Origin of the sequence: Pontibacter sp. JAM-7 (genome assembly GCF_048548695.2) — a bacterium.
GTDB lineage: Bacteria > Pseudomonadota > Gammaproteobacteria > Pseudomonadales > Balneatricaceae > Neptuniibacter.
The window spans coordinates 1-21,383 of record NZ_JBLYIF020000012.1 but is presented as its reverse complement, the minus strand read 5'-3'; the positions used below and the strand labels follow the sequence as shown (position 1 = coordinate 21,383).

At 52.1% G+C, this 21,383-nt stretch carries 19 protein-coding genes; 2 read left to right on the top strand and 17 right to left on the bottom strand.

What is annotated here, in order from left to right; all coding sequences use genetic code 11:
- Window positions 1-48 precede the first annotated feature (48 nt).
- Window positions 49-2,685, bottom strand: a complete 2,637-nt coding sequence (locus ACFVYJ_RS13335) for a bifunctional diguanylate cyclase/phosphodiesterase (protein ID WP_419416010.1) — start codon at window positions 2,683-2,685, stop codon at window positions 49-51.
- A 172-nt stretch (window positions 2,686-2,857) separates the two neighbouring features.
- Here ACFVYJ_RS13335 and ACFVYJ_RS13330 point away from each other — a divergent pair, with 172 nt between their 5' ends.
- Complete coding sequence (locus ACFVYJ_RS13330) at window positions 2,858-3,919, top strand: DUF2333 family protein (RefSeq protein WP_419416011.1); 1,062 nt, start codon at window positions 2,858-2,860, stop codon at window positions 3,917-3,919.
- A 41-nt stretch (window positions 3,920-3,960) separates the two neighbouring features.
- Here the strand turns inward: ACFVYJ_RS13330 and ACFVYJ_RS13325 are convergent, their stop codons facing one another.
- Window positions 3,961-4,131 (bottom strand): DUF3012 domain-containing protein, encoded by a 171-nt coding sequence (locus ACFVYJ_RS13325; protein ID WP_419416012.1) that lies wholly within the window; start codon window positions 4,129-4,131, stop codon window positions 3,961-3,963.
- Between the two features lie 220 nt (window positions 4,132-4,351).
- On the opposite strand from ACFVYJ_RS13325, the gene ACFVYJ_RS13320 reads away from it, so the two are divergent.
- Complete coding sequence (locus ACFVYJ_RS13320) at window positions 4,352-4,759, top strand: PilZ domain-containing protein (protein ID WP_419416013.1); 408 nt, start codon at window positions 4,352-4,354, stop codon at window positions 4,757-4,759.
- A 4-nt stretch (window positions 4,760-4,763) separates the two neighbouring features.
- On the opposite strand, the gene ACFVYJ_RS13315 is transcribed toward ACFVYJ_RS13320, so the two are convergent.
- From ACFVYJ_RS13315 to ACFVYJ_RS13245, 15 genes are all read right to left on the bottom strand, one after another.
- Complete coding sequence (locus ACFVYJ_RS13315; RefSeq protein ID WP_419416014.1) at window positions 4,764-5,621, bottom strand: AAA family ATPase; 858 nt, start codon at window positions 5,619-5,621, stop codon at window positions 4,764-4,766.
- A 27-nt stretch (window positions 5,622-5,648) separates the two neighbouring features.
- Entirely contained in the window at window positions 5,649-6,014 is a 366-nt protein-coding gene (locus ACFVYJ_RS13310; protein ID WP_419416015.1) for a histidine triad nucleotide-binding protein, read from the bottom strand.
- An 88-nt stretch (window positions 6,015-6,102) separates the two neighbouring features.
- A complete protein-coding gene (locus ACFVYJ_RS13305) occupies window positions 6,103-7,629 on the bottom strand; it encodes a SpoVR family protein (RefSeq protein WP_419416016.1) in 1,527 nt (508 codons plus the stop codon).
- A complete protein-coding gene (locus tag ACFVYJ_RS13300) occupies window positions 7,626-8,906 on the bottom strand; it encodes a YeaH/YhbH family protein (protein ID WP_419416017.1) in 1,281 nt (426 codons plus the stop codon). Before ACFVYJ_RS13300 ends, ACFVYJ_RS13305 begins: the two co-directional genes overlap by 4 nt.
- Window positions 8,907-8,993: 87 nt before the next feature.
- Window positions 8,994-10,916, bottom strand: coding sequence for a PrkA family serine protein kinase (locus ACFVYJ_RS13295; RefSeq protein ID WP_419416018.1), 1,923 nt, complete (start codon window positions 10,914-10,916; stop codon window positions 8,994-8,996).
- Between the two features lie 293 nt (window positions 10,917-11,209).
- Entirely contained in the window at window positions 11,210-12,325 is a 1,116-nt protein-coding gene (locus ACFVYJ_RS13290) for a dihydrolipoamide acetyltransferase family protein (RefSeq protein ID WP_419416019.1), read from the bottom strand.
- Window positions 12,322-13,305: an alpha-ketoacid dehydrogenase subunit beta gene (locus ACFVYJ_RS13285; protein WP_419416020.1), complete on the bottom strand. Its 984-nt coding sequence runs from the start codon at window positions 13,303-13,305 to the stop codon at window positions 12,322-12,324. Before ACFVYJ_RS13285 ends, ACFVYJ_RS13290 begins: the two co-directional genes overlap by 4 nt.
- A complete protein-coding gene (pdhA, locus tag ACFVYJ_RS13280) occupies window positions 13,302-14,387 on the bottom strand; it encodes a pyruvate dehydrogenase (acetyl-transferring) E1 component subunit alpha (RefSeq protein WP_419416021.1) in 1,086 nt (361 codons plus the stop codon). Before pdhA ends, ACFVYJ_RS13285 begins: the two co-directional genes overlap by 4 nt.
- 17 nt (window positions 14,388-14,404) lie before the next feature.
- Window positions 14,405-15,448 carry a Leu/Phe/Val dehydrogenase gene (locus ACFVYJ_RS13275; protein ID WP_419416022.1) on the bottom strand — a complete coding sequence of 348 codons (1,044 nt, stop codon included), beginning with the start codon at window positions 15,446-15,448 and terminating at the stop codon, window positions 14,405-14,407.
- 185 nt (window positions 15,449-15,633) lie between these two features.
- The gene (locus tag ACFVYJ_RS13270) at window positions 15,634-16,167 is read right to left on the bottom strand and encodes an SPOR domain-containing protein (protein WP_463255390.1); all 534 of its coding nucleotides are present in this window, start codon (window positions 16,165-16,167) and stop codon (window positions 15,634-15,636) included.
- Window positions 16,168-16,280: 113 nt separating this feature from the next.
- The gene (purD, locus tag ACFVYJ_RS13265; RefSeq protein ID WP_419416024.1) at window positions 16,281-17,567 is read right to left on the bottom strand and encodes a phosphoribosylamine--glycine ligase; all 1,287 of its coding nucleotides are present in this window, start codon (window positions 17,565-17,567) and stop codon (window positions 16,281-16,283) included.
- A gap of 65 nt (window positions 17,568-17,632) precedes the next feature.
- Window positions 17,633-19,213: a bifunctional phosphoribosylaminoimidazolecarboxamide formyltransferase/IMP cyclohydrolase gene (purH, locus tag ACFVYJ_RS13260; protein WP_419416025.1), complete on the bottom strand. Its 1,581-nt coding sequence runs from the start codon at window positions 19,211-19,213 to the stop codon at window positions 17,633-17,635.
- A 31-nt stretch (window positions 19,214-19,244) separates the two neighbouring features.
- On the bottom strand, window positions 19,245-19,529 hold the full coding sequence (gene fis, locus ACFVYJ_RS13255) for a DNA-binding transcriptional regulator Fis (protein ID WP_419416026.1): 285 nt from the start codon (window positions 19,527-19,529) through the stop codon (window positions 19,245-19,247).
- Between the two features lie 20 nt (window positions 19,530-19,549).
- Window positions 19,550-20,536 (bottom strand): tRNA dihydrouridine synthase DusB, encoded by a 987-nt coding sequence (gene dusB, locus ACFVYJ_RS13250; RefSeq protein ID WP_419416027.1) that lies wholly within the window; start codon window positions 20,534-20,536, stop codon window positions 19,550-19,552.
- A gap of 139 nt (window positions 20,537-20,675) precedes the next feature.
- Window positions 20,676-21,383, bottom strand: a 708-nt coding sequence (locus tag ACFVYJ_RS13245; protein ID WP_419416028.1) for a DUF3426 domain-containing protein, incomplete at its 5' end; no start/stop codon positions are given.

Below are 21,383 nucleotides of genomic sequence, written 5' to 3'. Positions count from 1 at the left end.
ATCAGGATTATTGCCGACTGGCTTTGATGACCAGTCGGCAGGGGAGTGTTAAAACATGTTGTCGGTGTTGCTATCAAACTTGATAGCTTGAGGTAGCTTTTCAATCTCGATCAGGTCGCCCATATCTTCTTGGCTAAGCGGTTTGGTAAACAGGTATCCCTGCACGATATCGCATTCAAACTCCCTCAGTAGCATCAACTGCTCGCGGCTTTCGATGCCCTCTGCTACCACTTTCAGCTTAAGGGCGTGTGCCATGGAAATGATAGAGCGGGTCAGCGCTGCATGGTGCGGATTCTTCACAATGTCACGGATGTAGGTCAGGTCAATTTTCAGGCTGCTGATCGGCATTTTACTCAGATAGCTAAGTGAGCTGTTACCGGTGCCAAAATTATCCAGGCTGAGAGCAATGCCCAGTTGCCGGATCTCATGCAGTTTTGGCATCAGTTCCTGCAGGTGAGCGGAGAGCACAGGTTCACCCAGTTCAAGCTCGAGATATTTAGGGTTCAGTTTGGTGGTCTGCAAAGTCGCTTGAATATGGTCCAGCAGACCTTCATGTCGCAGTTGGGCGAGTGATAGGTTAACGGCCATACGCATTGGGCGATTGCTCAATTCAAGGAAGTTGGCCAAGGCGGTACAGGCCTGCTCGATTGCAAACTGGCCTAACTGCTGCACATGGCCGGTTTCTTCCGCTATTGGAATGAATTCCCGGGCTGAAATTTCGCCTAATTTGGGGCTGTGCCAGCGCAGCAGCGCCTCAAAGCCCATCATTTTGCCGGACTTGATGAAGTTTTTAGTCTGGTAGACCAGATAAAATTCTTGGTTTTCCAGTGCCCCGGGCAGTTCGGCAGCCAGTTTGGCTTTGCGTTCTCGCTGAGCTTCGAGGTCCTCGGTATAGCGGACGTAATGGTTGCGTCCAGTACGTTTGGCTTCTGCCAGAGCGACACTGGCAGCATGCATTAATTCAGTGACGGTTTTACCGTCTTCTGGTGCCATAGCGACACCGGCACTGGCTGAAATGGAGATCAGCTTATTATCTAGGTTAAGTGGGGTTGTGACTTGCTCCAGTAATTGCTCAGCAAAGGTTTCTAGCGGTAGGTCTTCGGCGGAGCGGTAAATCAGGAAACCATAGCCACCCATATGGAACACATTATTGCTTTCTGCATTGTGGCGTAGGCGCCTGGCAATCTCTTTAAATAGATCATCGCCTAGGTGGTGTGATGGATCATCGTTAAACGTGCACCAGCTGTCTATATCCAGATAGCAGATGTAGACCGGTTTTTTGGCGTCTTTGGCGATATTTAATGCTCGGGTCAGTTGCTCTTCACCCCAGCTGCGGTTAGGTAAGCCGCTCAACGGCTCATTTCGGGCCAGGGACTTGAGTTTGAGTTCTGTTTTCTTGCGGGAGGTCACATCCTGCAGCAAGAACATGTAGCCCTCTTCGGCCTCTTTTTTACCAGCAATGCTGCTTAGAGAGATGTGATACCAATGGCCATTATGATCGGTGAAGCGTTCGCCACTCCAGTGTCCGTCACGCTCCAGCGCGCTGATAATGCTGATGCGCTCAGCCGCAAGGCTGTTAAAGGGAGGAAAATCGGTTAAGGGTTTCTTGCGCAGCGCTTTACTGTCATGCATCTGACCATCAAGGGTGAAATGGCGGTTGGCATAGCGGATGATCCATTTGCTGTCAGTAATCACCACGCCATGCGCAGTCTGCTCAATTGCCTCAGACAGAGAGTCCTTGCTACGGCCTGCAGCGCTGGGTGTCGCCAGGGTTTGTTGTTTACGGGTCAGCAGCAAATAAGCCACAAATAGAATCACGAGCAGCGCGACAAATGCGAAAATCATGGGCTTCATCCGGTTGATCCAGCTTTGCTGTAGTACAGCAGAGGGTGTGCTGGATAAAGTATAGAGTTGGTATTCTGAAAAATAGTTGATGCTGACGAGTTGCTCAGCACCTGCCAGTCGAAGCGTGGTTGCATCATGGGCTTTAAATGACAGGTGGTTGTCTTTGATCTGTGCCAGCAGATTTGGACTGATGGTTTCGCCGGACAGTAAGCCGACTGGGTAATCCAGTACGACCTGCCCATTGTTATCAATCAGCCATAGCTCTGTGCCAAGGTGCATCGGCAAACCGTTGAGAAAACTGTCATTGCCGTTAATGTGCAGCAGCTCAACCAGAATCCCCTTGAGTTTCTCAGCGTTATCCAGCAAAGGAATAAACAGCGGCAGTAGAGTAAGCGACTGGTTTTCTGCGTTGGCAACGGTTATCGCCGGGGCTACCTGAGTGGTGTTGGTGCTATTTACCAGACGGATAGTCTCATTGGCATGGGCCTGAAGTGGTGTATCGGGTTCCAAGCCTTGTTGGTAGACCTGTTGGCCGTCTGCATTCAGCAGCAGTAAACCGGCAACGGCTGGTTGTTCTGCTATGCCTATGAGTGCTGCCTGGGCGGTTGGGTCAGACAGCAGGCTGGCTGAGAACTTGCGCTGAACTTTAAGGGTTTCGGCGGTGAAATAGGCCCGGTTGTGGTCAATCAACCGGTTAGTTTGCTGTCTCAACTGGTCTAACTTGGTGTGTTGGGCTTCATGCCAAGAGTTATACAGTTCGTAACCCAGTGCGGCGATTAATAGCACTAGAGCTACAGCAAACATTCGGCGCAACGAGTTAAGGGCTAACTCAGTTCGCATGAACATCTCCTTTGCGGTGAGGGCTTTCCGAAATCTAACCATACTGCATTGTGCGGATGCACCCAATGCTTTCAGACTATTAATTTAGTCGTATGCGCGATAATTAACCACCAGATAAGTGTTGTTGTGTTGGCTGGTATCTTATCCAGCTGGCAGAGTAGAATGATTGCTCATGACATTGCAAAGAGAGTCAGTATTGATGGCTGCACTGATCGATTGGTTTTTAGACGTTTGGGATAATATGCCAGCAGGCAAAATTGGCCGTGGTGTGCTGGCGATTTTGTTGCTGGTTCTGGTGGTGTCAGTGCCGTTGGGTATCTATTGGAGCTTGACGCCTGCGGCCTTTGAGCCGGCGGTTACTGCCCGGGATGATGCTGCAGGTGAGCAACTTGAACCAGCGACGGGCTATACCACGGTTTATACTCTGCACCGGTTGATGAGCACCTTACTGGATAAACCCGGCGGCTACATAAGCAATGATCGCCTGCCTCCCGGTGTATGGCTGGATAACATCAGTAACTGGGAATTCGGTGTGTTGGTGCAGTCCCGGGACCTGGCCAGAGGTCTGCGCAAGGATTTCAGTCGCTCTCAGTCTCAGTCCGTAGAAAACCCAATGTTGACTGTGACTGAACCTCAATTTCATTTTGATAATAACAGTTGGTGGTTGCCCTCTACAGAGTCGCAATACCGTGAAGGGCTGAAAGCCTTACATAAATATCAACTGGCATTGGCTCAGTCCAGCGATGGTCAAACCCAGTTTTATGCCCGCGCCGATAATTTGAATAATTGGTTGGGGGATGTGCAGACCCGGCTGGGAAGCCTGTCTCAGCGCCTCAGTGCCAGCGTAGGGCAAAAGCGCCTGAATACTGACTTGGCAGGTGACCCTGATGCTGCTCAGTCAACGGGGACGTCAGCTTTACAGGAGATTAAAACTCCTTGGCTAGAGATTGATGATGTGTTTTATGAAGCCCGAGGTTCTGCCTGGGCGCTGTTGCATATCCTGAAGGCAATAGAGGTCGATTTTGCCCCGGTGTTGGAGAAGAAAAACGCTAGGGTCAGTTTGCAGCAGATCATTCGTGAGCTTGAAGCTACACAGGAAACTGTTTGGAGTCCGGTAATCCTCAATGGCGGCGGTTTTGGCTTATTTGCTAACCACTCGTTGGTGATGGCGAATTACATTTCCCGAGCCAATGCAGCCATTATTGACTTGCGTGAACTATTGGCGCGGGGCTAACTGTGGATGAGGCTGGCAGTATTTGACTGCCAGCCCTTAGCTCACTGAAAGATACAGGACTTAGTAAATTCTGCCGCTTCGTTAGCCGTCCACTCGCCTTTGGGTTTTTCTTTCATTTCGGCACACCATTCTGGGCTACCAACTTCAGCCGAACAGGCGGCTAAACCTAATACCAGTGTGCTAAGGCACAGGATGCTAAGTAACCGTTTCATACATTGCTCCCTTGATATGTTTTGTCTGATCTTAACAGTTGATCAGGGTGGGGTTAAGCAATGGCTGACTATAAGGCGTTTTGCTTTTGGCGGGTTGATCCGTTTGCGGCTAGACTTGTAAAACGTCCGGCCTGCCGAGTTTGGGTTTTTAGTATCGATCAAGATTGGCCGGTTTTAAGTACCATGAGTTCTCTTATGCTCTCTTTGGGGAGGAGCAGACATGCCTCGCCGCTTTATCCGTCATCCTGCTGCGATACCTATAAAACTGGTCCCTAATACCTATAACGAAGAAACGGTATTTACTGCCGATGTCAGTGCCGGGGGGTTGTCCTGCGTGTCTGATCATATGGTGCCGCCGGGAGTGATTGTTGACGTCAAAATCTATATTCAGGAGCCTCCCTTCGAGATTTGTGGTCATGTGGTGTGGTGCCGCAGAAAAGAGAATGGTTTTCACGTGGGTATCAGCTTTTCAGATCTGCCATCGGCACATACCTTGCGGATGGTTGAGCAGGTGTGTCATATCGAGCAATATCGCCAGGAAGCTTATTCTCAGGGGCGGTATTTAAGCCAGGAAGATGCGGCGTTGGAGTGGATTGCTAAACACGCCGCGAATTTTTATCCGCACTGAGATGTTAAGAACGGGACTGCTGTTGGACAGCGGTTTCGGTTTCAACAGGGCTGTCAGTCATGAGATAAAATGCCGTGATAACACCACCCATCAGTGCCAGAAAGAGTGGTATCCAGAGCAATTGCAAGCCAATGGGTTGTTCTTCAATCACCGGGAACAGGTTGTTTTCGGTAATCATCTCTTCCTCTTCCAGCAATGGCAGCAAGAGCTCGGTGAGTATGCTGATATTGCCGGCAGACTGCCGGTAGATCGCCAGATCGGTACCCTGTTGCAGCAGGTGTCGCTCACGATGACGTTGTTGGCAGAGAAAACCCAGGTAATTTTCGATCTCATCCGAGCCAATCGGCGGCAGTTTTACTTCATCTGAAATCCACTGGTGGAACGCAGTGTTAGGTGTTGCCGGCGTGGGCAGCACTAAGTAATCATTACGTACCACCACCAGTTTGATACTGCCTGAAACTCGAGTGTTTGTATCACACAGCCGGAACAGTGCCCGGGTGACTTCATGGCTGCAATCAATGGCGGCCTGATCAATCACAATCAGGCAGAACTTGTCAGCTTGTTTTAAATGGTGCAGGCGCTTGAGTAATTGATCTTTTTTCCGCGGCAGTGGTAGGTCAAGGGCTTCTGCCATTGCCTTGTACAAGCTGACACTGCGCTGCATGGGTTCGGTAAAGCGCAGGTGGGGCACGCCTTGCTGGTGGAAGTCAGCTATTAATTCATCGACCAGTGTCGATTTGCCACTGCCGGAGGCGCCACATAAAAATACCGCATTGTGACTATGCAGATACTCATGCAATCCTTGCAATGCCTGGCGAAAGCCGCGCCACTGGAACAGACGCCGGGGCAGTTGGCCAGTCATTGGATACTGTCGTTCTGTAACATCGGCTTAAACAGGCTGCTTCAGGGTGTCTGTATAGGGAGGCCACCCCAGCGCCTTGCCGCCAAGTAGGTGGAGGTGAATATGGTAGACAGTCTGACCCCCATGGCTGTTGCAGTTCATCACGGCACGATAGCCCTCGGTAGCGAAACCGCGCTCTGCTGCAATTTCTGCCGCGGCCTGGTGCATTCTGCCGACTAACGCAGTGTCCTGGTCGGTGATTTCATTGGTGGTGGCAATATGTTTTTTCGGAATGACCAAAACATGGTGGGGAGCCTGGGGGTTGATATCGTTGAATGCAATGACCTGCTCATCCTCAAACACGATCTCGGCCGGTATTTCCTTATTTATAATTTTGCAGAACAGACAGTCCATGCATGATCTCCGGAATTAACGCCAAATGAAGTCATAGAGTATACCTCTGAGGTAACCGGCTATGGCAAGCCATACATCCTTCTTTCGTTTAAATCAGTTCTTCTGTTACCGGTTCTTTCATCTTTTCTGGACAGTGGTAGCTGCGAGTGACGGTATTGTCCGGCAGTACGGATTCCAAATGTACCGGAAACCCCCACAGGCGATGCAGGTGTCTGAGTACCTCAGAACTGGAGTCACCTAGCGGTTGCTGGTTATGCATGTAATGACGCAGGGTCAGGCTGCGGTCACCCCTGACATCGACATTATAAATCTGAATATTGGGTTCCCGGTTGCCAAGGTTATATTGGGCGGCCAGATCCTCGCGAATCTGCCGGTAGCCGATTTCATTATGGATGGATGTTACCTCCAGGGTTGGTTGACTTGAATTATCCATAATGGTGAATAGTTTTAACTCCCGGATCAGTCTCGGAGACAGGAACTGGAGAATAAAGCTTTCATCTTTATAGTTACGCATGGCGTCATTGAGGGTGGCTTTCCAGTCACTGCCCGCGATGTCAGGGAACCACTCCCGGTCTTCATCAGTGGGGTCGCAGCAGATACGTTTGATATCCTGCATCATGTTATACCCCAGGGTATAGGGGTTGATCCCGCTGAAATGGGGACTATCAAAAGGGGGTTGATAGACCACACTGGTGTGTGAGTGCAGAAACTCCATCATAAAGCCATCGGTGACGAGACCTTCATCATGCAGGGCGTGCAATAACGTGTAGTGCCAGAAACAGGCCCAGCCTTCGTTCATTACCTGAGTTTGCTTCTGCGGATAAAAGTATTGGGCGACCTTGCGCACAATGCGCACTAGCTCACGCTGCCAGGCTTCTAGCAAAGGCGCATTCTTTTCGACGAAATAGAGGATGTTTTCTTCGGGTTCGGCTGGGAAGCGCGGCAGTTCCCGAGAGTCAGACTCGGCTTTTTTCGGAATGGTATTCCATAACTGATTTAAATGACGCTGAATGTATTCTTCCCGAGAACGCTGACGTTCCCGTTCTTCATTGGCGGTCAGTGGTTGAGGGCGGATATAGCGGTTTACACCGTAATTCATCAAGGCGTGACAAGAGTCCAGTAATTCTTCTACCGCTTCTACACCATGTTTCTCTTCGCATCGGCGGATATAGCTTTTGGCAAATAGCAGGTAATCGATAATTGCGCTGGCATCGGTCCAGGTACGAAACAGATAGTTACCTTTAAAAAATGAGTTATGGCCGTAGCAGGCGTGTGCAATGACCAACGCCTGCATGGTCATGGTGTTCTCTTCCATCAGATAGGAGATGCAGGGGTTGGAGTTGATGACAATCTCGTAAGCCAAGCCCATGCGGCCACGTTTATAGTTCTGCTCAGTTTCGACAAATTGTTTGCCGAATGACCAATGGTTGTAGTTGAGTGGCATGCCGATGGAAGAGTAGGCATCCATCATCTGTTCAGAAGTGATAACCTCAATTTGATTTGGGTAGGTGTCCAGGCCGAATTCTGCCGCTACCCGGGCGATCTCCTGGTCATAACGCTGAATCAGGTCAAAGGTCCATTCGGCACCGGTGGAGATGGGCTGCTTTTGTTTCATGCGGCTCCCTCCGTTTTTTTGCTGAACAGGTTGCGGAACACCGGGTAAATATCTGCCGGGTCCATTATCTGCTGCATCATGAAGCATTCGGGCCAGCGTGCCTGCACTTTCTCATACTCTAACCACAGGTTCTGGTGTGGCCCGGTAGTGATTTCGACGTAGGCGTAATACTGCACCCGTTTCAGGAGTCGTTCGTTGAGCAACTGGCTACACACCGGAGAATCGCCATCCCAATTGTCACCATCCGAGGCTTGGGCAACATAGATGTTCCATTCACCTGGAGGGTAGCGTTTTTCCATCACGTCCGCTGCCATCTGCAGCGCGCTGGAGACAATCGTGCCGCCGGTTTCCCGGGAGTAAAAAAACTCCTCTTCATCTACTTCTTTTGCCTGGGTATGGTGGCGAATGAAGACCACATCAATCTGTTTATAGCTTCGCTTCAGGAACAGATACAGCAGGATAAAAAAACGTTTGGCCATATCCTTAACGGGCTGGGTCATAGAGCCGGAGACATCCATCAGGCAGAACATCACCGCCTTGCTGGAGGGTATGGGTACACGCAGCAGGTTGTTATATTTGATATCGAAGTCATCGATGAATGGGACACGCTTAAGGCGCTTTTTCAGCGCCTCAATCTCTTCCTGTAAAGCAGCGATTTGGCCGCTGGCCTGCGGCGAACTGGCTAGCAGTTCAGCGAGTTCTGCTTCTTTTTCCCGTAAAGCACGTCGCTCTTTGCCAGAGAGCGCTATGCGTCTTGCGTGCGCTGAACGTAGGGAGCGCACCACATGGATCTTATCGGGGCTGCCGGCATTGGTAAAACCTGCCCGGCGGGTTTCAAACTGGGTGGTGTCCTTAAGCTGTTTTTTGACCAAATATGGCAGTTCGAGGCCGTCGAACATAAAGTCGAGAAACTCTTCCTGGCTGATCTGGAAGGTGAAGTCATCTTCGCCTTCACCCTGGTCACTCGCTTTGCCCTCGCCGGCACCGTCGCCACCGCCCCCCGAGGGACGTTGGAACTCGTCACCAACAACAAACTCTTTATTGCCGGGGAAGACTCGGTTGCGAATACCGCCATCACCATGATGAAACACCGGCTCGGAGATATCCCGGCGTGGGATGGTGACGCTGCCACCCTTGTCCATTTCCTTGATTGAGCGGCTGTTAACGGTACTTTCTACGGCTTCCTTAATATGTTTTTTATAACGTTTAAGGAAACGCTGACGGTTAACAGTGCTTTTCTTTTTCGCGTTTTGACGGCGATCGATGATATAGCTCATACAACAGTTCCCGTAACCCCGGCATAGGGCCTCGCCTGTATTGCTGCACAGGGCGACCCCGCTGCGATTTAATGGCTGACATGATGCTTACTGGGATTTACGTACCCGGATATACCACTCAGAAAGCAGACGTACCTGCTTCTCGGTGTAACCGCGTTCGATCATCCGTTTGACAAATTCACCATGTTTTTTATGTTCATCGCTGGAGGCTTTGGCGTTAAATGAGATCACTGGCAATAGGTCTTCGGTGTTGGAGAACATTTTCTTCTCGATCACAGAACGCATTTTTTCGTAACTCATCCAGGATGGATTTTTGCCGTTGTTATTGGCACGGGCTCGCAGTACAAAATTGACGATTTCGTGACGGAAATCTTTCGGGTTGCTGATGCCCGCAGGTTTTTCGACTTTTTCAAGCTCTTCGTTGATCGCCTTACGGTTGAGAATGTCACCGGTTTCTGGGTCACGATATTCCTGATCCTGAATCCAGAAATCGGCATAGGTGACATAGCGGTCGAAGATGTTTTGACCATACTCTGAATAGGACTCCAGATAGGCGGTTTGGATCTCTTTGCCCAGGAATTCTATATATTTTGGTGCGATAAACTCTTTCAGGAAGCCTAGATAGCGTTCCTGGATTTCTGTCGGAAACTGTTGTTGTTCGATCTCTTTTTCTACGACATAGAGTAGGTGTACCGGATTGGCCGCCACTTCCGCAGAATCAAAGTTGAATACCTTGGACAGAATCTTGAAAGCAAACCGGGTCGACAGGCCATTCATTGCTTCGTCGACGCCGGCGGTATCCCGGTATTCCTGCATCGACTTGGCTTTCGGGTCGGTATCTTTCAGGTTCTCCCCGTCATAGATGCGCATTTTTGAATACACGCTGGAGTTATCCGGTTCTTTAATGCGCGACAGCACTGTGAACTGGGCCAGCATATTCAGTGTATCCGGTGCACAGGGTGCGGCAGACAGCGAGCTGTGCTCCAGTAGCTTCTCGTAGATGTGTACTTCTTCAGTGACTCGGGTGCAGTAGGGGACCTTCACAATGTAGATACGGTCAATAAAGGCCTCATTAGTTTTGTTGTTTTTGAAAGTCTGCCACTCAGATTCATTGGAGTGGGCCAGCAGAATGCCTTCATAGGGTATCGCCCCCATACCCTCGGTGCTGTTGTAGTTACCTTCCTGAGTGGCGGTCAGCAGCGGATGCAGGACTTTGATTGGTGCCTTGAACATCTCGACAAATTCCATGATGCCCTGGTTGGCCCGGCATAGCGCACCGGAAAAACTGTATGCATCTGGATCATGCTGCGGGAAGTCTTCCAATTTACGAATATCGACCTTACCGACCAGGCTGGAGATGTCCTGATTGTTTTCATCGCCCGGTTCGGTTTTGGCAATGGCGATCTGATCCAGAATTGATGGGTAGAGTTTAATCACTCGGAATTTGGAGAGGTCACCGCCGTATTCATGCAGACGTTTGGCCGCCCAAGGGGACATGATGCCTTTGAGGTAGCGTCGGGCAATGCCGTACTCTTCTTCAAGAATGGTGGCATCTTCTTCAGGACGGAACAGCCCCAGGGGCGATTCAAATACCGGCGAGCCTTTTATAGCGTAAAAGGGGATGTGCTCCATCAGGTGCTTGAGACGTTCAGCCAGTGATGATTTACCACCCCCGACAGGACCTAGCAAATATAGAATCTGCTTGCGCTCTTCCAATCCCTGGGCGGCATGCTTGAAGTAGGCAACGATGTTTTCTATGGCATCTTCCATACCATAAAACTCGCTGAAAGCAGGGTATCGTTTGATCAGTTTGTTGGAGAATATGCGACTCAGGCGAGGGTCTTTGGAGGTATCGACTAGCTCAGGTTCACCGATTGCCTGCAACATGCGTTCTGCAGCATCGGCATAAACAATTGGCTCCTGTTTACACAGGTTCAGGTATTCATCCAGCGACAGTTCTTCCTGCTGAATGGAGTCGTAACGCGCCTTATAGTGGTCAAAAATACTCATAAACAGTCACCTTATGTTGCAGCCAAACGATAAAAAAAGTGCGTCAGGTTGAGACTAAGGTACTTGCTAAGGAGCCATGGCCGGGGTCGGTCAAAGTTGTCTGGTTACAACGCCCTCTTGTGCAAAAACAGGGCGGAGCCGAAGCGTCCTAACAAGTATCTGCCCTTTGTTGTCAGTGTAGATCACAATCAATTTCTCTGATGCTTGGATTGCGCAGCTTATAAAAGGTTGCACAAAACTTAACCTAATGATTTTATGACTATAAAGATTTTTGCTGCATCGCACAAATCTTTTCATTTAGCACTTAGTTGGGACAAGTGTGTGGCGACAGAGGCCAGAAAACGCGCGGCTTCCGCGCCGGTAAGTGCACGGTGATCAAAGGTTAATGATAATGGCAGGTGGGGGAAAAGTTGTATGGCCTGGCGGGTTTGCACAGGAAAATCAAACACGCGCCCAGCGGCCAGAATGCCTACTTGAGGGGGGATAACCACGGGTGTAGCAAACAAGCCACCTAGCATACCGAAGTTGCTCAATGTGAAGGTTGCTCCCTGTAATTCCGCTGCGGGAATGGCTCGGGCAGCGACATCCTGTCTTAGCTGCTGCAGCCCTGCTGTCAGGTCTGCATCGGAACGGTTGGCAATATCTCTCAGCACCGGTACAAACAGTCCCTGTTCCGTATCTACGGCTACGCCTAGGTCTATCTTTTCATGTTGCCGCAAAGCGAGTTGATTACCATCAAACCAGCGGTGCATTTCTGGCACTTGACCGAGGGCATGGGCAATCGCCCGAATAAGCCTCAGGGTTATATTCGCTTTGGATGACCAGTTCTGGATGCAGACTTGCTCAGTGAGTGTGACCGGAACAACCTCAGCATGGGATTGCTGCAGGTTTTTTGCCATATGTCGGCGTGGGCCTCGCAGTGGTACTGCCGGACCATGGATGTGTTCCAGCTTAGCGGCCTGTTCCACATCACTGGGTGTAATCTGCCCTTTGGGACCACTACCGTGCAGGGTATGTAGATCCAGGCCCAGGCGGTGTGCCAGGGCTCTGACGGCGGGGGTGGTGCGTATTGCGTTATTGCGTGCTCCGGTAGCGGCGCCGATAATAAACCCCTGCGTCTTGTTCGCATGGCTGGTTGAGGGAATTTCACCTACCACACTCTGGCTGTTGTCTGATTCGTTTTGATATTCCAGCAGCGGTTCTCCGATATGCACCAGGTCACCAGGCTGACCAAACAGATGGGAGATCTGACCCGCTTGCGGGGCGGGTAGATCAATCATCGCTTTGGCGGTTTCCACGGTCAGTAAGGGTTGATCAACTTTGACCTGATCCCCGGCTTGTATATGCCAGCTGACGATCTCCGCTTCAGTTAATCCCTCGCCGAGGTCGGGCAGTTTGAAATATTTCATAATGCCTCCAGCGTGCTTTCGACCGCCTGCAAAATTGATGCGGTGCTGGGTAGATAATGCTGCTCCAGACGGAAATAGGGCATCACGGTGTCATAGCCACTGACCCGTTGAATTGGCGCCTGCAGTGATAGCAGACAGTGTTCCGCTACGCTGGCCGCGATCTCTGCACCGACACTGCAACTGCGCGGTGCCTCCTGGATAATCACCAAGCGCCCGGTACGGTTAACTGATTGCAGTACCGTATCCAGATCCAATGGATTAAGCGTCACTAGGTCGATCACTTCACAGCTAACTCCCTGCGCGGCTAATTGTTCAGCGGCAGTGAGGGTTTCACTGATCATGGCACCCCAGCTAACCAGAGTGACATCATTCCCCTGTTGCAGGGTATAACACTGACCAATGGGCAGTCGCGTGCCGTTGTCTGCTACCGGCTCTTTCACGTTGCGGTAGATACGCTTGGGTTCGAGAAACAATACCGGGTCAGGGTCGGCGATGGCACTGAGTAACAGGCCATAGGCGCGTAGCGGCGAGGATGGAATAACAACTTTCAGCCCCGGTATATGCGCGAACAGTGCTTCTGTGCTTTCTGAGTGATGCTCGGGTGCGTGAATGCCGCCGCCAAAAGGTGCTCTGATCACCATCGGGCAGCTTAGGCGACTTCGGGTGCGGTTACGCATGCGGGCAGCGTGACAGACCAGTTGCTCCATCGCCGGGAAGATAAAGCCCATAAACTGAATTTCTGCCACCGGTTTCAGGCCTTGGCAGGCCATGCCTACCGCCAGACCGGCGATCATCGCTTCGGCCAGCGGTGTGTCCAGTACCCGCTGCTCGCCAAAGCTGTCCTGTAACCCTGCGGTGGCGCGAAATACGCCACCATTACGGCCAATGTCTTCGCCTAGCAGCACTACGTCAGGGTCGCTCCTCAGCGCTTGTGCCAGTGCCAGATTGATCGCTTCCAGCAAACTGATTGCAGTATTCATCTCGGCTCATCTCCCTGCTGCTGGTCGATGGTCATCTGGTTGACTTCGGCCCAGTCTCTCTGTGATCGCAGTTGATCGGGCAGTGTTGCGTACAGATGGTCAAACATATCGGTGACCGGGGCGGGTTGTATGGCCAAGTAGGCCGCGACTTGTTGCTCCAATTGGGTTTGCAGTTCAGCCATCAGCTGCTGTTCCTGTTGCTCATCCCACAGGTTAAGGTGCAGCAGCAGCTTACGCAGTCTGGCGACAGGCTCATGCTGCCAGGCTTGCTTAAGCTCGTCGGCGGGACAGTAGCGGCTGGCATCATCGGCTGTGGTGTGGTCGCTGAGGCGGTAACTAAGTGCTTCAAGTAAAAATGGGCCTTCACCATTGCGGGCTGCGGTAAATGCGGTGTCCAGCGCGATACGTAGGGCGATGATATCGTTGCCGTCGACCTGAATGCCCGGCACCGCTGCTGCCAGGCCTTTATCACTGAGTCGGCTGGCGGCACTTTGTTGGTGCCGTGGTACTGAAATTGCCCATTGATTACTGTTAATGACAAATACCACCGGCAACTTCCATACTCCGGCTACGTTCAGGGCTTCAGCAAAATCGCCTTTTGAAGTCGCCCCGTCACCCAACATGGCTACGGCTATCTGGGATTGTTGACGGTAGCGCAGGGCAAAGGCGGCACCACAGGCATGCAAGGTCTGGCTGGCGATGGGAATGCAGTTAGGGAAGTCTCGGTGCATCTCCGGCGCTGCACTGCCGTGTTCATCGCCACCCCAGTAACGCAGTATCTCACTGGCGGGAAGACCTCGCACCATCTGGCAGGCGTGATTACGATAATAGGGTGCCAGAATATCGAATGGCTCCATGCACAGGCCAACGGCGACATCGATAGCTTCAGCACCAAGAATAGAGGCGTAAGTGCCCAGCTGTCCGGTACGTTGCAGGGCGATGGCTTTTTGATCCAGCAGGCGCGCGAACTGCATTTGCTGGTAAGCGGTTATTAGCCAGTCGGTCTGGGTACACCAGACGGGCAGTGCGGTCAGTGGTTCACCGTTAGGGGCGATATAGCGCAGAATGGTTGAGTCATGCATGCGGATCTCCTTTGCATTCAGGCGGCGGAGTGCAGTGGATCAGCGGCTTTCAAAAGCTGCCGGGCGTGTTCCTGAGCCAGCAAATGCGGTGTCAGGTGCGAGGCATCGCTGCGTTGGAAAAGGGAATACAGCAGCGTGCCAATCTGTATGATTTTTTGTTGGATCGCATGCTCGGACTGACCGGCATATTGCAGGGCGACAAAGATCAACCCACCGGCATTTACCATAAAGTCAGGCGCATACAAGATGCCCCGTTGAGCCAACCGGATAGCATCCTGCTCTTCTGCCAGTTGGTTGTTGGCGGAACCGACCACCATGGGAGTCTGTAATCGATTGATGGTGTCCCGGTTAAGCACGGCCCCCAGACCGCAGGGGCAGAACAGATCTGCCGGGATATCGTAGATACTCTCAGGGCTGACAATGTGGGCGTTGAATTCTCGGGCGCAGCGATCGGCTGATGCCGGATCGATATCGGCAACACTTAGGATTACCCCCTCCTGATGCAGTAATTTGGCAACGCGCATGCCCACATGCCCTGCGCCCTGCAATGCGATATGTAAACCGCGCAGTGTTTGCGGTCCCAGTCGGTAAGCGACGGTTTGGCGGATGGCTTCTACTACCCCCAGCGCTGTGTAGGGGGCTGGGTCTCCATGCTCATGAGTACAACTGACCCAGGGTGTTTGGCTGCGAATCAGATCCATATCGCTGACGCGGGTGCCGCTGTCCATGGCGGTGATGTAATCACCACGCAGAGTGTTGATAAAGCGGCCAAAGGCCTGCATCAGCAGTTGCCGGTTAAACGGGTGAGTTGGGCGAATAATCACGGCTTTGGCACCCCCATGGGGGAGGTCGGCCAGGGCGGCTTTGTAACTCATGCCTCTGGCAAGTCGTACCGCATCATGAATCGCTGAAGTGTCGTCGGTATAATGGATGAAACGGCAGCCGCCGATGGCTGGGCCCCGGGTGAGGGAATGCACGGCAATAATTGCTTTCAGGCCGGTTTCCCGATCATGCATCAGGTGTAAATATCGGGTGTCATGTTGCTCCATCTCTGCAAACATACGGGATCCTCCGTTGCTGACGCAGATATTTTTACCGTACCTGTGATGAGGGTGGATCACACCCAGAGTGTCACGGGCACTACTGATAGTCCGCCGTCTGTGGGTGGCGACGGCTCGTGTGCTAGTTGCACAGGACTACCTTTTGGATAGCACAGAATCAGGCAAAGTTCATACTTTGCTGTTGCTTATTGGTCGGGAAAATCCACAATGCGACCGAACAGGTTAAACTCTTCAAGCAGTACTGATTGCATGATTTCCAGGTGGTAGGGGTTGGTTTCCCGGCCAACATAAACAATGGTCAGGTCACCACGGTGGCGAGAAAAAGTTGCGTAACCTTTTGCCAGCAGCTGATTTTGTAACTTGCTGGCATTATCGCTTTGTCTGAAGCTGCCCAGTTGGAGTGTTTGCCAATTCAGATTGTCGGCACTGGCTTCTGCCGCAGAGAATTGCTTCTGTTGGGTTAGCCAGGCACGAACTTCGGCGAGCTTGGTATACATCCAGACTTCATCAACATCTGTATGTTGAGTGGCTGAGGGAGTGGCCACCGTTGGTTCGATATCTGCTGTAGCTCCGGTCTCACAGCTGTAGTCATTTTCTTTGCTACCGCTGAGGCAGTACGCGTCCTCCTGAGAGGAGGGTGTATTGGTTGCTGCAACCGAACAACCCTGTAACCAGCAGCTGAACAGGACTAACAAGCAGAAATGATTAGGTGTAATCATAATGGGTGGGTGGCAATATCATCCAAGTTGATGGGGCTCATCCTGATTATTGCCTGAATCATGCCCGCATGAAAGTAAAAAGCCGCCCGAAGGCGGCTTGGTAACCAGTAGGTTTATTTATCCTGTTCCCGAGCGATCGCCCGGTAAGCGATATCAGTGCGGAAATACGCATCCTTCCAGCTGACCTGCTTGAGCAGCTCATAAGCATTCTGTTGCGCTTCAGTCACGGTGTTGCCTAGAGCGGTGACGCAAAGGACACGTCCGCCTGCGGTCACCACCTGACCCTCTTTTAGCGCTGTGCCAGCATGAAATATCTTGCTGCCTTCCGGGGTGGATTCGGGCAAGCTGATGACATCACCTTTGCCATAGTCGCCGGGGTAGCCTCCAGCGGCCATAACCACACCGACAGCCATGCGGCTATCCCATTCGGCGCTGGTTTGATCAAGTTTCTGATCTATAGCTGCATTACACAGGGCGACCAGGCTGGATTTCAGACGTAGCATAATTGGCTGTGTTTCGGGATCACCAAAGCGGCAGTTGTACTCAATGACCTTAGGCGTACCGTCGGCCATGATCATTAGACCGGCGTAGAGAAAGCCAGTGTAATCATTGCCTTCTGCTGCCATGCCTTCCACTGTTGGCATAATGACTTCATTCATTACCCGCTGGTGGATCTCTGCAGTGACCACCGGCGCAGGTGAATATGCTCCCATACCGCCGGTGTTGGGGCCGGTGTCGCCGTTACCAACACGCTTATGGTCCTGGCTGGTGGCCATTGGCAGAACATTCTTACCATCTACCATTACGATAAAGGACGCTTCTTCACCATCGAGAAATTCTTCAATGACGACGCGGCTACCGGCTTCGCCAAAGGCGTTCCCGGCCAGCATGTCGCGGATTGCTGCTTCAGCTTCCTCCAGCGTCATGGCGACAATGACACCTTTACCTGCAGCCAGACCATCAGCCTTAACTACGATAGGTGCCCCTTTCTCACGGATATAGGCCAGGGCAGGCTCAATTTCGGTGAAGTTGGCATAATCTGCGGTTGGGATTTCATGGCGGGCCAGGAAATCTTTGGTAAAGGCTTTCGATCCTTCCAATTGAGCGGCAGCAGCACTGGGGCCGAAAATGCGTAGCCCGGCTTCGCGGAAACGGTCTACCACGCCAGCCACAAGAGGTGCTTCCGGTCCAACGATGGTCAGGTCAATGGCGTTATCGCGGGCAAAATTTACCAGGGCATCCAGGTCGGACACACCGATGGCTACATTCTGCATTTTGGTTTCATTGGCGGTCGCGGCATTACCGGGAGCTACGAAAATCTGGCTCACCTGTGAGTCTTGTGCGACAGACCAGGCCAGAGCATGTTCCCGTCCGCCGGAGCCGATGATTAATACATTCATGTCAAAATCCTTTAAGCGTTAACCCTGCAAACAGCAGTCGGGCCAGCAAACTGGCCCGATATCTATCAGTGACGGAAGTGGCGCATGCCGGTAAATACCATGGTCATGCCGTGTTCGTCGGCCGCGGCAATGACCTCTTCGTCGCGCATGGAACCACCTGGCTGGATCACCGCAGTGATGCCTGCTGCTGCCGCGGAGTCGATACCATCACGGAACGGGAAAAACGCATCCGATGCCATCACTGAACCTTTGACCTCCAGGCCTTCGTCAGCGGCTTTGATACCGGCAATCTTAGCACTGTAGACGCGGCTCATCTGGCCTGCACCAATACCGATGGTCTGACCATCTTTGGCATAGACAATGGCGTTGGATTTGACGAATTTAGCCACTTCCCAGCAGAACAGCAGATCATGAATCTCCTGTTCACTAGGCTGTTTCTTCGTCACCACCTTCAGTTGGGATGCATCGACGTGACCGAGGTCGCGATCCTGTACCAGCAGGCCACCATTGACGCGCTTGTAGTCAAAGCCATGAGCGCGCTCAGCTTCCCATTCGCCACAAGCCAGCAGGCGGACATTAGGTTTGGCCGCGACAATATCAGATGCTTCCTGGCTGACACTGGGGGCAATGATCACTTCAACGAACTGACGTTCAACAATCGCTTTGGCAGTGGTGCCATCCAGTTCGCGGTTAAAGGCAATGATGCCGCCAAAGGCAGATGTTGGATCGGTTTGGTGCGCGCGGTTATAGGCGGCCAGAATATCTGGACCTACAGCAACACCGCAGGGATTCGCGTGTTTAACAATCACACAAGCGGGTTCGCGAAAGGATTTTACGGATTCCAGTGCAGCATCGGTATCCGCTACGTTGTTGTAGGACAGGGCTTTACCCTGTAGCTGGCGGGCGGTTGCAACGGAGGCTTCCGCCGGGTCCGCTTCGACATAAAATGCAGCGCGCTGATGCGGGTTTTCACCGTAGCGCATCTCCTGCACTTTATGGAATTGGGTGTTGAATGTGCGCGGGAAGTCAGCTGCCTGATCTTCTTCGCCTTCGACAATCGCGCCGAGATAGTTGGCAATCATGCCATCGTATGCCGCGGTATGTTCAAATGCTTTGACAGCCAGGTCAAAGCGGGTGGCCTGGGTCAGGCCGTTGCTTTGGTCCAGCTCTGTAATCACGGTGTCGTAATCGGAAGCATTGACAACGATGGCAACATCTTTGTGATTCTTCGCTGCAGAGCGCACCATGGTTGGACCGCCGATATCGATATTTTCAATCGCCATAGGCAGGTCGCAGTCGGGTCGGGCGATGGTTGCCGCAAACGGGTACAGGTTGACTACCACCATGTCGATTGGGCGAATACCATGCTCATTCATGATCGCATCATCCTGACCACGTCGCCCGAGAATGCCGCCATGCACTTTCGGGTGCAAGGTTTTGACCCGGCCATCCATCATCTCTGGGAAACCGGTGTAATCGGACACCTCTACCGCAGGAATTGAGTTGTCCTGCAGGAGCTTGAAAGTGCCTCCGGTGGAGAGAATTTCAACACCGCGCTGGGTCAGTGCCTGGGCAAATTCAACAATGCCGGTCTTATCGGATACGCTGATCAGCGCGCGGCGGACAGGGGTTAAACGAGTGGTCATGAATCAGACTCCAGAACTTGTATAAAGAGGATTAAAGCAGGCCGTATTGCTTGAGCTTTTTACGCAGGGTGCCGCGGTTTAGCCCCAGCAATTGAGATGCTTTGGTCTGGTTGTCTTTGGTGTAAGCCATAACCGTCTCAAACAGTGGTGCTTCGATCTCTGCCAGCACCATCTGATATACGTCAGTGACGGGCTGACCATCCAGCTGACGGAAATAGTTGTTCAGGGACTGCTCAACGTTGTCACGCAGGGTGCGATTATTATTCTCTGAGGCGTTTGATACCAGGTTCGGATGAGTGATCTCTTTATATTCCACGGTACTATTGGTCCATGTCTTCAAGCGGCAACAACGGCGTCGCGCACACGATTGAAATATTGTTCAATGGCGCTTACCTGATCCGCTGCGGTTTCTAGTTGAAAAAACTTTTGTCGAAAAACTTTGCCCTCGGGCTGGTCTTGCAGATACCAGCCAACGTGTTTACGGGCGATACGCACACCCATGTGCTCACCGTAGAAAGCGTGAAGTTCACATAGGTGCTCAAGCAGTAAACTCTTTACTTCAGTCATCGGTGGTGGGGGCAGCATTGTACCGGTTCGCAGGTAATGATCAATCTCTCGTAGCAACCAGGGGCGTCCCTGAGCACCACGGCCAATCATTACTGCGTCACAGCCGGTATGTTGTAGAACTTTGGCTGCTTTTTCCGGCGAAGTAATGTCACCATTGGCGAACACCGGGATGGATACGCTTTCCCGGATCTGGGCAATGGTGTCGTACTCTGCTTGGCCGGTGTAGCCACAGCTGCGGGTTCGGCCATGTACGGCCAGTGCCTGAATACCGCTGTCTTCTGCGATACGGGCGATGGTGGCGCCGTTACGGTTGGCTGGATCCCAGCCGGTACGGATTTTCAGAGTGACCGGCAGGTCAACACTGGCAACAACGGCTTCGATGATCTGTTTTACCAATGGCTCATCTTTTAGCAAGGCTGAGCCTGCTGCACGGTTGCAGACTTTCTTGGCTGGGCAGCCCATATTGATGTCAATAATCTGGGCGCCCCGGCGTGCATTCCAGAGCGCCGCGTCAGCCATCATGGCTGGATCGCCACCGGCAATCTGCACTGAACGAGGTTCAGGCTCGCCATCATGATTCAGGCGTTGTGCTGATTTGCGGGTGTTCCATAAGCGCGTATCTGAGATCACCATTTCAGAGACCACAAGTCCTGCACCCATACGTCGGCAAAGCTGACGAAACGGTCGGTCAGTCACGCCTGCCATTGGTGCCAGGATAACCTGACTATCAATGGTATAGGGGCCGATTGTGAACATGCAGATTCCCTGAAAAATGGTCAAACAAACCCTAGGCACCACAGTAGGTACCGGGCGTAAATAAGCTGTTTGGGAGGCCGGTTATAATACCTGTTCGGACATCGCTGTCCAAGGATTTTCTGATGATTTTTTGAGCGATTTAGCGCCCGTGTCGATCCGCTGGCAGTATTTCCAGTTGGTAACTGACTGCCCGATTTCCGGGGGCGGCAATATCCAGGGATAACTGGATGGGTATACTGCTGGGAATTAACGCTGTCGCGGCATCTTTTGCCAGGTAATCTCGGGGCTGGAATGTGCGGCTGGCTACCGTTCGCCCACGCAGATCAGAGAAGGTCAGTTTTAATGCCGGGTAGGGTTGGTTGAAGTTTGCATGATTCAGCAGGATAAAGCTTACCCGGATCAAGTCCTGATAGCGGGGGTGGGGTTGAATAGCTAGTTGTGGGTTGCTGAGTTGACTTAGATCCTGGCGTTGTAGGAAATCACAGCCGGGACATAGCCAAGTATAAAATGGCCGTAAATTATCGTTGTAGGCCAATTCAAAACGTTTGAACCAGAGATACTGCCCGGCCAGTAAAACACCGGTAAGCAGGCAACCGAAGAACAGGGTAAGCACGGGTTTAAGGTTGTTGCTAGGCCGGTGCTTGTTGAGGGTTATGGGCTCTGGCGTAATGACCGGGATGGTCAGTGTCCTTGGTTTTTCGGTTGCAGATACATTCTCAGTTTTTGCATTGTCCTCAGCTTGTGGCTGTTCGGGTGACGCCATACCCTGATCTGGCTCTGGCTCTGGCTCTGGCTCTGGCTCTGGCTCTGGCTCTGGCTCTGGCTCTGGCTCTGGCTCTGGCTCTGG

Coding starts and splice junctions, on each gene's coding strand:
- ACFVYJ_RS13335 (WP_419416010.1), bottom strand. CDS start 2,685: ATGCGAACTGAGTTAGCCCTTAACTCGTTGCGCCGAATGTTTGCTGTA.
- ACFVYJ_RS13330 (WP_419416011.1), top strand. CDS start 2,858: ATGACATTGCAAAGAGAGTCAGTATTGATGGCTGCACTGATCGATTGG.
- ACFVYJ_RS13325 (WP_419416012.1), bottom strand. CDS start 4,131: ATGAAACGGTTACTTAGCATCCTGTGCCTTAGCACACTGGTATTAGGT.
- ACFVYJ_RS13320 (WP_419416013.1), top strand. CDS start 4,352: ATGCCTCGCCGCTTTATCCGTCATCCTGCTGCGATACCTATAAAACTG.
- ACFVYJ_RS13315 (WP_419416014.1), bottom strand. CDS start 5,621: ATGACTGGCCAACTGCCCCGGCGTCTGTTCCAGTGGCGCGGCTTTCGC.
- ACFVYJ_RS13310 (WP_419416015.1), bottom strand. CDS start 6,014: ATGGACTGTCTGTTCTGCAAAATTATAAATAAGGAAATACCGGCCGAG.
- ACFVYJ_RS13305 (WP_419416016.1), bottom strand. CDS start 7,629: ATGAAACAAAAGCAGCCCATCTCCACCGGTGCCGAATGGACCTTTGAC.
- ACFVYJ_RS13300 (WP_419416017.1), bottom strand. CDS start 8,906: ATGAGCTATATCATCGATCGCCGTCAAAACGCGAAAAAGAAAAGCACT.
- ACFVYJ_RS13295 (WP_419416018.1), bottom strand. CDS start 10,916: ATGAGTATTTTTGACCACTATAAGGCGCGTTACGACTCCATTCAGCAG.
- ACFVYJ_RS13290 (WP_419416019.1), bottom strand. CDS start 12,325: ATGAAATATTTCAAACTGCCCGACCTCGGCGAGGGATTAACTGAAGCG.
- ACFVYJ_RS13285 (WP_419416020.1), bottom strand. CDS start 13,305: ATGAATACTGCAATCAGTTTGCTGGAAGCGATCAATCTGGCACTGGCA.
- pdhA (WP_419416021.1), bottom strand. CDS start 14,387: ATGCATGACTCAACCATTCTGCGCTATATCGCCCCTAACGGTGAACCA.
- ACFVYJ_RS13275 (WP_419416022.1), bottom strand. CDS start 15,448: ATGTTTGCAGAGATGGAGCAACATGACACCCGATATTTACACCTGATG.
- ACFVYJ_RS13270 (WP_463255390.1), bottom strand. CDS start 16,167: ATGATTACACCTAATCATTTCTGCTTGTTAGTCCTGTTCAGCTGCTGG.
- purD (WP_419416024.1), bottom strand. CDS start 17,567: ATGAATGTATTAATCATCGGCTCCGGCGGACGGGAACATGCTCTGGCC.
- purH (WP_419416025.1), bottom strand. CDS start 19,213: ATGACCACTCGTTTAACCCCTGTCCGCCGCGCGCTGATCAGCGTATCC.
- dusB (WP_419416027.1), bottom strand. CDS start 20,536: ATGTTCACAATCGGCCCCTATACCATTGATAGTCAGGTTATCCTGGCA.